The sequence below is a fragment of the Zoogloea sp. genome (assembly GCF_041908905.1).
Classification (GTDB): Bacteria; Pseudomonadota; Gammaproteobacteria; order Burkholderiales; family Rhodocyclaceae; genus Zoogloea.
Genome location: NZ_JAYREK010000009.1, coordinates 100644 through 110447 on the forward strand (window position 1 = coordinate 100644; position 9804 = coordinate 110447).

At 71.0% G+C, this 9804-nt stretch carries 8 protein-coding genes; 1 reads left to right on the forward strand and 7 read right to left on the reverse strand.

Annotation, left to right across the window (positions count from 1 at the left end; genetic code table 11):
- Window positions 1–8 precede the first annotated feature (8 nt).
- Entirely contained in the window at window positions 9–458 is a 450-nt protein-coding gene (locus tag ACE3OU_RS07905) for a response regulator (RefSeq protein ID WP_374241003.1), read from the forward strand.
- A gap of 99 nt (window positions 459–557) precedes the next feature.
- On the opposite strand, the gene ACE3OU_RS07910 is transcribed toward ACE3OU_RS07905, so the two are convergent.
- From ACE3OU_RS07910 to ACE3OU_RS07940, 7 genes are all read right to left on the reverse strand, one after another.
- Window positions 558–1082, reverse strand: a complete 525-nt coding sequence (locus tag ACE3OU_RS07910) for a DUF302 domain-containing protein (RefSeq protein ID WP_374241004.1) — start codon at window positions 1080–1082, stop codon at window positions 558–560.
- Window positions 1083–1088: 6 nt separating this feature from the next.
- Complete coding sequence (locus tag ACE3OU_RS07915; protein WP_374241005.1) at window positions 1089–2312, reverse strand: porin; 1224 nt, start codon at window positions 2310–2312, stop codon at window positions 1089–1091.
- Between the two features lie 431 nt (window positions 2313–2743).
- The gene (locus ACE3OU_RS07920; protein WP_374241006.1) at window positions 2744–4882 is read right to left on the reverse strand and encodes a TonB-dependent receptor family protein; all 2139 of its coding nucleotides are present in this window, start codon (window positions 4880–4882) and stop codon (window positions 2744–2746) included.
- 151 nt (window positions 4883–5033) lie between these two features.
- Window positions 5034–5681 carry a response regulator gene (locus tag ACE3OU_RS07925; protein WP_374241007.1) on the reverse strand — a complete coding sequence of 216 codons (648 nt, stop codon included), beginning with the start codon at window positions 5679–5681 and terminating at the stop codon, window positions 5034–5036.
- A complete protein-coding gene (locus tag ACE3OU_RS07930) occupies window positions 5671–7071 on the reverse strand; it encodes a histidine kinase (RefSeq protein ID WP_374241008.1) in 1401 nt (466 codons plus the stop codon). Before ACE3OU_RS07930 ends, ACE3OU_RS07925 begins: the two co-directional genes overlap by 11 nt.
- A gap of 2 nt (window positions 7072–7073) precedes the next feature.
- A complete protein-coding gene (locus tag ACE3OU_RS07935) occupies window positions 7074–9401 on the reverse strand; it encodes a TonB-dependent receptor (RefSeq protein WP_374241009.1) in 2328 nt (775 codons plus the stop codon).
- Window positions 9398–9804: energy transducer TonB (locus ACE3OU_RS07940; protein WP_374241010.1), on the reverse strand; the 407-nt coding region annotated here is incomplete at its 5' end. The genes ACE3OU_RS07940 and ACE3OU_RS07935, both read right to left, overlap by 4 nt.

Here is a 9804-nt window from a genome sequence, read left to right on the forward strand (position 1 = left end):
GAGCACCTATGGCGACCGACCGTCCCATCCTCCTCGTCGAGGACAACCCCGACGACGAAGCGCTGACGCTTCGCGCGTTCAGCAAAAACAAGATCGCTAACCAGGTGGTGGTGGCCCGCGACGGTGTCGAAGCCCTCGACTACCTGTTCTGCACCGGCCAGTATGCCAGCCGCGACAGCCTCATCATGCCGGCCTTCGTGCTGCTGGATCTCAAGCTCCCGCGCATCGACGGGCTGGAGGTGCTGCGGCGCATCCGCGCGGACGAACGCACCGCCCTGCTCCCCGTGGTCGTGCTGACCACCTCCAAGGAACATCAGGACATCTTCGAGGCCTACCGCCTCGGCGCCAACAGCTACATCCGCAAACCGGTGGATTTCGAGCGCTTCCTGCAGGCCGTCGGCCAGCTCGGGCTGTACTGGCTGTCCCTCAACGAACCCTCCGACCCCACCGCGCGCTGAACGCCGCCCAGCCGGCCGGGAGCGCCTCCACCGGGCGCCCGGGCCGGCGGCTTGCCGGGCTATCGGGTCAGCGGATCTCCGGGCGAGGGGGTCGCCAAGCTAACGGACGAGGCCCGCGGCCCGCCCCACCAGGCGTTCCAGCAACGCATCGGCGGCGCGACGGCCAGCGGTCGAACCCGCGGTGGGACGCCACGCCAGGCGCAGCTGGCCGGGGGCCTCGCGGGTCTGCTGGATGGTGATGGAGAGCGGGCACAGGGCGATCTGGGCGGGGTCTTCCGCCAGCAGCTGCCAGGCGATCCGGCTGCTGCAGAACTGCACGATCTCGGCCCGCAAAAAAGGCGACACGGCCGCCGGGCCGGCGGCAAGCGCCGTCCGCTGCAGCATGTCGTTGAAGGGGATGATGGCGCTCACCACCAGCCCCTCCTCTTCGATACTGTCGACCAGCGCCTCCCGCAGCGCCTGGAAATCTCCCACCGCCACCACCCGCTCGGCGATGTCGGCGGCGGCCCGCGCCGGGCCGCCCACCGGCGACAGCGCCAGCGTGCAAGCCCACAGCAGGATGGAAGCCCACCGGCGCGCCCCAGCGGGCGCCCCGGTGCTCGGCGGGAGCCGGCTTCCGGACATCACCGGTCAGAAGAAGATCAGGCCGCCCAGGGAGACGGTGCGGTTCTTGTTGTCGAAGTTGCTGTCCGCCACGTTGGTGATCTTCTCGTTGTTGAACTCGCCCACGAGGGTAATGAACTTGTTCAGCGAATGATAGACGCCGAGGGTCACCGCCCGGTTGGTGATCTGGTTCGAGGTACCCGCGCCGGTCAGCGCAAAGCCGTCCTTGTCCTTGTTGGCGCCGTAGTTGATGCCGAACTTGGTGGCGCCCATCTTGTAGGTGCCCTGCAGGAAGTAGCCCTGGGAGTCGGTCTTGTTGCCGGCCCCGTTGCTGCCGTCGAAGAACTGGGCGCCCACGGTGGATAGGCCCAGGCCCTTGCCCTGGAAGGCATAGGCCACCGCCTCGAAGTTGCCCAACGCCACCTTGCCGCCCAGCTCCATGCCGGTGGCCGAGAACGACTTGGTGGCGCAGGTGCCGCTCGAACAGCTGGTGCTCTGGGTCACCAGACCGCCCCACACCTTGCCGGGCATGCCGCCCTTCCAGTCGTAGTCCACCTTGGCCTGGAAGCCCGGCGTCTTGGTCTCGTCGCCGGCGAAGCGGCTCGGCTGGAAGATCCCCGCCGCCGCCTGCAGCCCGCCCACCGACGGCGTGGTGTAGGTGATCTGCGGCTGGAAGCCGGTGTACATGTAGCCGTGGCCGATCATGCCGAAGGTGGTGTTGTACGGGATGCTCGCGTTGCTGGTGCCGCCGACGCCCAACAGGGTCATGTCGGACAGGATGATGTTCTGGCCGAAGAGCCCGATGTCGCGGCCGAACTTGAGGGTGCCCCAGTCGTTGTTGCCGAACTGGAAGTACACGTTGCGGGTGTCGATCTGGCTGTAGGGGTTGGCCGGGGTGCCGGAGTTCGGGTTGGGGTTGCCGATCGGCAGGCCGACCACGTCGGAGTTGTTGTTGATGCCCGGCGCGAAGCTGATGTGGGCCTTGATGTCCAGGCCCTGGGTGTGGGTGGTCGCGACGAAGTTGATCCAGCCCGGCAGCAGGCCGTTGGAGAGCGCGCTGTTGGTGGTCGAGGTCTCGGCGCCGGTGGCCCGGTTGATCGACTTGGCCTCGCGGGCCACGTAGAAGCCGTTGATCGTGCCGTTGATGTCCAGGGTGACGTCGTTCTGGGTGAAGCTCACGGCGTGGCTGGCGGTGCTCCCGCAGGCCAGCAGTGCAAGGACCAGCGGACGAAGGGACGGGGTTTTGTGCATGACGTGTCTCCAGATGTTTTTAGATGTCTTCCGCCCACCGCTCGCGGCGGGCCGAACCTCCCCGGCCACGGTCAAGGTGGCCTGGAAACATCCGGAGTGCGAAGGACGTGCCAGCCCGGCCACCCTCTGCCAGCCACCACACCGGATCGCGGAAAGCCGCGCCGGCACTGGCTTTCAGGGCATGGCTCCAAAATTGAGCAAGCCCCCGTTGAGCAATCTTCAGTTCATTTTCTGTACAGCTGCTGCGGCGCTGGTCTGTAATGAAACACCCTCTGCCCGCTGGCCGACGCGACGCAGGCAGGCAGCCACCACGGGGCATGGACACAAAGCAACAAGCCCTTGGGCTTGACCCCAAGGGCTTGCGATGAAGGCAGCAGCCACCGGCAGCGCCGGGGCGGGAACGCCCCCGGGGCCTGAGCGAGCACGAGCGCTCAGAAACTGTAGCGCGCGCTTGCCCCCGCCAGCCAGTTGCGCCCCGGCGCCCCCTCGTAGAAGCGGCCGTTGGTATCGCCGACGATCACCGAGCCGGCGTACTGGCGGTCGAACAGGTTGTCGATCCGCACGAAGCCATTGAGGCGCAGCGGCCCCATGCGCCGCTCGACGCCGGCCCGCAGGTTGGCGGCCACGTAGCCGGGGGCCGCCTGCAGGGTGTTGCTGTCCTCCACGAAGACCTCGCTGCGGGCGACGCCCTCCACCGCCGCGTGGAAACCGCTGGCCGGGTGGCGCCACACCAGCTCGCCGAACAGGCTGTGGGCCGCCACCCCGGGCAGGCGGCGGCCGGCGGCCACGGTGGCGGGCTGGGCGTTGCCGGTGGCCGGGTTGTAGATGCGCGTCGCAAACACTTCATCGTAGCGGGCGTCGAGGTAGGTGTAGGCGATACGGCTGCTGAAGTTGCGCGCCCAGCGGCTGTCCAGCGCCACCTCCACACCCTGGCGGGTGGTCTGGCCGGCGTTCTTGTAGCTGGTGCGGCCGCCGCTGCTGGCATCCACCACCAGCTCCTTGTCGGTGTGGATCTCGAAGAGCGCCACGTCCAGGCGGCTGTCGGCGCCCAGCCAGGTCTTCAGGCCCACCTCCAGGTGGGTGCTGGTGGCCGCCGCCAGGCCAAAGTTGAAGCTGCCGCCGCTGCCCGAGTAGAACAGCTCGTTGAGGGTCGGCGTCTCGAAGCCACGGGCAGCGCTGGCGTACAGGTTGGTCACCGGCGAGAGGCGGTACAGCACGCCCACCGACGGCGTGGTCTGCTCGTAGTTGCGGCTGCCGCTGTCGTCGCCATTGAGGCCGCTCACGTAGCGGTCATCCACCGTGAAGCGGACCTGGCTGTGGCGCAGGCCGCCGTTGAGTACCCAGTTGCCGGCGCTCCATTGGGCCTGGGCATACTGGTCGAAGCTGGTCACCCGGTCGGTCTCGGCGCGGCGCAGGGTGCCCTTGACGCCCAGGGTAGCGCCGATGAAGTTCTCGTAGCCGCGGCGGTCGTCCTCGGACACCTCGTAGTCGACGCCGAGGGTCGTCGTCAGCGCCCCGCCGGCCACGTCGAAGCGTCCCGTCCAGCGGGCATTGACGCCCTGGTAGTCGCGGTCGAAGTCGATCACCCCGCCCGAGTGGCGCACGTTGCCCTGCACGCCGGTGGGGATGGCCTGGTACTGGGTCACCGAGCGCTGGCCGGCGTAGGCCGACACCTCGACGCGCTGGTCGCCGAAGCGATGCACGTAGTTGAGGCCGCCCTGCTGCTGCTCGATGGACTTGCGGGTATTGAACTGCAGCGCCACCGGGTCGACGCCGCGCGGGTTGCGCTGGTAGCTGGCCCAGTCGAGGCCCAGCGGGTCCTGGGCCGCCTGGCGGAAGCTGCTCGCCACCAGGGTGAGCTTGCCGTCGTCACTCGGCGCCAGGCTCAGCTTGGCCATCAGCTGGTCGCGCTCGGCGCGGCTGTGGTCGCGGTAGCCCTCGGTGGCGAAGCGCGAGGCGTCGAGCACGTAGCCCACGCCGCCGGTTTTTCCGTCGGCGGCCAGGTCGGCCTTCCAGCTGCCGTAGCTGCCGGCGCTGAAGCCGCCCTCCACGCTCGGCCGGCCCTGGCCGTCGCGGGTGAACAGCTGGATCACCCCGCCCGCCGAGTTGCCATACACCGCCGACATCGGCCCGCGCATCACCTCCAGGCGCTCGGCCCGGTCGAGGTTGAAGGTCGCCGCCTGGCCCTGGCCGTCGGGCATCGAGGCCGGGATACCGTCGGCCACCAGGCGCACGCCGCGCACGCCGAAGGCCGAACGGGCACCGAAGCCGCGGGTCGAGATCTGCAGATCCTGGGCGTAGTTCTGGCGGTTGGCCACGCTGACGCCGGGCACGCCGACGAGGGCCTCGGAGGCATTGACGCGGGCCTGGTCAGCCTTGATCTGCGCCTCGCCCACCACCGCGATGGCGGCCGGCAGGTCGAAGGCGCGCTCCTCGACGCGGCTGCCGGTAACGACCACCGGGTCCAGCGTCAGCGCATCGTCGGCCCAGCCCAGGCAGGGATAGGTGACGGCCAGCAGCAGGGCGAGGCGGGTCGGACGAAGCAAGGGGGAAGGCTGCTGGCGGTTCATGATGTCTCCTGGAGGCGGTGCCCGCCCCACGGGCCGGCCTGACATCCATTTTCCGCAGCCACCCCGGGCCCCGCGTCCCGACGATCCGGCAATTGGCCTAGCGAAAATCATGAGCCGCCAGCATCCCCCTGCCCCGCCTGCCGGCCCGCGATCACCCTTCGATCAGGCCGTTGCGCAGGGCCACCAGGGTCAGCTCGGCAGCGTTGTTCACCTGCAGCTTCTGCTTGATGTGGTACAGGTGGGTGCCCACCGTGCTGGCGCTGAGGCAGAAGTCTTCCGCCACCTCGTTCACCGAACACCCCACCGCGAGCTTCATGAAAACCGCGAGCTCCTTGGCGGTCAGCGTCTCCACCGGGCTGGCCGAACCCGACAACTGGGCCAGCGCCACCACCTGGGCCAGGGCCGGGTCGAGGTAGCGGCGGTCGCGGGCCACCTCGCCCACCGCGCGCAGGAACTCGTCGGGCGAGGCGCGCTTGCACAGGTAGCCGCGGGCGCCGAGGCGCATCGCCCGTACCGGTACGATGGCGTCCTCGTGGGCCGACAGCATCAGCACCCGGGCCTTCGGCGCCACGCCGAGCAGGCGCTCCAGCGCCGCCAGGCCGCCGATGCCGGGCATCGACACATCCATCACCAGCACGTCCGGGTCGTGCTCGGCGTACAGGCGGATGGCCGCCTCGCCCCGGTCGGCCTCGGCCACCACCTCGGCCCCCACCCCTTCGAGCAGCAGGCGGAAGCCGAGCCGCACCACCGCGTGGTCGTCGGCCAGCAGGATGCGTCGGCCCTTCAGTTCATCGCTCATCGAGAGACTCCTCGTAAATTTTCGAAGGCATCGCCGGCAGGCGGGCCGCGATGCCAAAGCCCCCGGCCGGCAGCGGGCCGGCACGGAACTCGCCGCCGAGGCCGGTAATGCGCTCGGCCATCCCGGCCAGGCCGAACCCGCAGCCGGGCTGGGCCGAGGGCTGGCCACCGCCGCAGCCGTCATCCTCCAGCGCGAGGCGCAGCCAGGCCCCCTCACGGACCAGGGCAAAGGCCACCCGGCCGGCGTGGGCGTGGCGCAGCACGTTGGTCAGGCCCTCCTGCACGGTGCGCAGCACCGCCGCCGCAGCCTCCGCCGCCACCGGCTCCTCGCCCAGCTCGATGCAGGCCTCCAGGGCGATGCCGTCGTGGCGGGCGCGCCAGCCGGCGAACACCTGCTCCAGCCCCTCGCCGAGGCCGGCCGCCGGCGGGCGCAGGCGCTGCAGGATGCGCCGCACGCCCTGCTGCATCTCGCCGGTCACCGCCACGATGCCCTGGGCCGGCACGTGCAGTGCCGATTCGGCCGGTGCGCGCTGCACGATGGCGCCGGCCAGCGCGCGCACCGCGGTGATGCCCTGGGCCAGCTCGTCGTGGAGCTCGCGGGCGATCTCGCGGCGCTCGGCGGCGAGGTGCGCCTGCAGGCGCTCGGCCAGCTCGCGGCGGGTCTCGAGGCGCACGTTGTCGTCCACCGCCGCCTGCAGGCGGTCGGCCATGCCGTTGAAGGCCCGCGACAGGCGGGCCAGCTCCGGCGCCCCGAAGGCCGGCAGGCGGGTGTCGAAGCGGCCGGCGCCGGTGCGGTCGAGGGCGCCCATCACCTGCTCCAGCGGCGACAACGCCCGGGCCAGCGCGGCCCTCGCCGCGGCGAACAGCGCAACCAGCAGCAGCGCGCCCCAGCCGGCAAAGGCCAGCAGCTCGTCCCAGGCGTCGAGCACCGCGCGGGAGCTGTCCGGGTGCAGGCTGAGCCGCCATTCCCCCAGCGCAAGGTGGCGCACCGGCGGCTCCACGCCCACCAGCGCGGCGAACCAGCCAGGCGCGGCGCGGCCGGCCTTGTACGGCGACGGGGGCGACACATGGCGCAGCGCGCCCGCCCCGTCATGGATCTCCAGCCGGTTGGCGCGCACCCGGCCCACGGCGGCGGCGACGGCCAGCAGCCGCGGCCCCTGCTCGGCGACGGGATGGGCCTCCAGGTCGGTCAGCACCACCTTCAGCCACTGGGCCGACACCCGGGTCGCCGCCTCCACCTCTTCATGGATCGCGTTGCGCGTGCCCTGCAGCCACAGGCCGCCCAGCACCAGCAGCAGGGTGGCGGAGAGCAGACTGAGCACCAGCCCGACGCGGGTGTGCAGGCTGAGGCCGCCGGCCCCCATCCGAGACTTCCAGGCAGCCCAGGCCATGCTCATCTCCCGCCGAAGAGGTAGCGCACGCCCACCCAGGCGGCGCGGGGGGCGCCGGGAGCGACGAAGCTCTCGCGGCGCCAGTTGTCGGGGTTGGCCTGGAAGGCGCCGCCGACGAAGGGGTTCTCGGCCAGCACGCCGGCGCTGGCGTAGCGCCGGTCGAAGACGTTGTTGACCCGCGCGAAGGCCTGCCAGCCGGCGCCCAGGCCCAGCTCGGCGTTGAGGTTGAGGACGGCGTAGCCGCCCACCTTGCCGGCGCCCTCGAAGGTGCGCGTCTCGCCATTCACGTCGGTATAGGTGCCGGCCTGGTGGCGGTTGTTCTCGTTGCCGCGCAGGTACTGGCCCGAGAAGGCCTGCAGGTCGGCGCCCAGACGCAGCTCGTCGGTGGCGCGCCAGGCGAGGCCGAGCTTGAGGCTGTGGGCCGGCAGGCCGGGCAGGCGGTCGCCCTTGCGGACCAGAATCTCGTCGTCCTGGCCATTGGCGGTGCATTCGGGCGCGGTGCCGCGGGTGCTGTTGTTCTCGGCCAGGATGCAGGCCACCGAGCGGAAGCTGGCCTGCAGCCAGGTGTAGCTGGCGTACCAGTCGAAGCGGCGCAGCCGGCCGTCGAGGCCGAGCTCGAGGCCCTGGCGCAGGGTCTTGCCGAAGTTGGTGAAGTAGCCCGCGCTGGTGGAGGTGCCGACGAACAGGATGTCGTCGCTGTTCAGGGTACGGAAGACGCCCGTGTGCCAGCGCGTCTCACCGCCCAGGGTGCCGCGCAGGCCGGCCTCCACGGTGCGCGCCACCACCTGCTTGAGGTAGGGATCGGCGGCCATCGAGTTGGGCAGCGAGCAGGGGTTGGCCGGGTCGGCGCAGCCCAGCTCGATGGGCGTCGGCACCCGGCTGCCCTGGCTGAAGCCGGCATAGGCATTCAACGCCGGGTTGATCTGCCAGGCGAGGCCGAGGGCCGGGTTGAGCTTGCGGTACTTGTGGTCGCCGTAGAGGTTGGGCGGCGTGGGGTTCAGCTCGTCGTGGGTGGTGACGCGGCTCATGTTGTAGCGCGCCGAGCCGGTGAGGTGCAGCGCCGGGGTGATCGACCAGGTGTCGGTCACGAAGATGCTGGTGGTGCGGGTGGCGCCGCCGAGGCGGTTCTCCTCCTCCGCGTCGCCCAGGTTGCCGATACCGCGGCTGGCGTCGATATCGCCCAGCGCCCGGGTCTGGGCGAAGCGCACCTGGGCGTAGTCCCAGCCGCCACCCACCGCCAGCTGGTGGCGGGCGGTGGTGAGGTTCCACTGCAGCGCCACGCCGGTGCCGCGCTGGGTGCTGTGGGTGCGGTTGTGAGCGCCGCTGGGCTGGGTGGGGTCGGCCTCGTAGTCGTCGTTCATGTCGCCGTTGAGGGTGCCGGTGCGGGTGCGGCGGTGATACACGCTGCCCGACAGGCTCTGGGCGTCGCCCAGCCACAGCTTGCCGTTGAGGGTGAGCTGGGTGAGGCTGTTGCGGGTCTCGTCCGGGTGGGTGAACACCGCCTCGCGCTCGCGGGCCAGCAGCGACGGCGGTACCACGCCGTTGCCCACCAGCCGGCTGCGGGCGCGGGTCAGGCTGAGGTCGGCCTCGCCGGCACTGTTGCGGAACGACAGCTTGCCGAACAGCTGCTTCACGTCCGACGGCGAGTAGTTGCGCCAGCCGTCCTCGCGGAACCAGTCGCCGGCGATGTAGGCGCCCAGGGTGCCGTCGTTGCCGCCGTATTCGATTTCCGTGTTGCTGCGCCCGAAGCTGCCCCCCGACACCTCCAGCTTGCCGCCCGGGTGCGAGAAACCGCTCTTGGTGCGCATCGCTAGCGCGCCGCCCAGGGTGTTGAGGCCGAAGGCCGGGTTGGAGCCCGGGATCAGGTCGATGCCGGCGATTGCCGAGTTGGGGATCAGGTCCCAGTTCACGGTGTCGCCGAAGGGCTCGTTGACGCGCACCCCGTCCACGTAGATCGACAGCCCCTGGGCGGTGCCGAGCAACGGCGAGGCGGTGAAGCCGCGGTAGTTGAGGTCCATCTGGAAGGGGTTGCCCTGGGTCTCGTTCACCGTCACCGCGGGCACCTGGCGCAGCAGCTGCTCGCCCACGTGCAGGCTCTCGGCTTCCTCCATGCGCTGGGCGCTCAGCGACTGCACGTTGGCGGGCAGATGCTGGCGCGGCACGCCGACGCCAGCCAGCGGCGTGGTGCCGACCACCTCGATGCGCTCGGCGGTCACGACGGTCTGGGCCTGGGCCGGCAAACTTGCGGCAGCGAGGGCGGCCAGGGAGGTGGAGATGGCAGTGGACAGGGCGCTGCGGGCCGGGGCCGCCGTGTGGTTTCTGGTTTTCATGTGGCTTTGCGGAGGCGGTAGGTAATGGGGACGACGACTTCGATCTCGGCCACTTCCAGCGCTTCGGGCAGCGGCGGCAGGCTGCCGTGGCCTTCGAGCAGCGCGACGGCGTCCTGGTCGAGCACATCGAAGCCGCTGGAGCGGTCGACCCGCACGCCGAGCAGCTGGCCTCGGCGCGCCACCCGCAGGCGCAGCCGGACCTCGCCCTCCCAGCCGCGCAGGGCGGCGACGCGGGGGTATTCGTGGCCGCGGGCGAAGAGCTCGGTGAGCTGGCGCCGGTAGCCGTCGAGGGCGTCGGCGGCGGGCCGCGGCGCGGCCGGGCGCGGCGGGGTGACGGAGGGCGCCGCCGGCGCTTCGGCGCCCGGCGGGGCCGCCGCGGCGATCGCGGCAGGGCTGGCGGGCG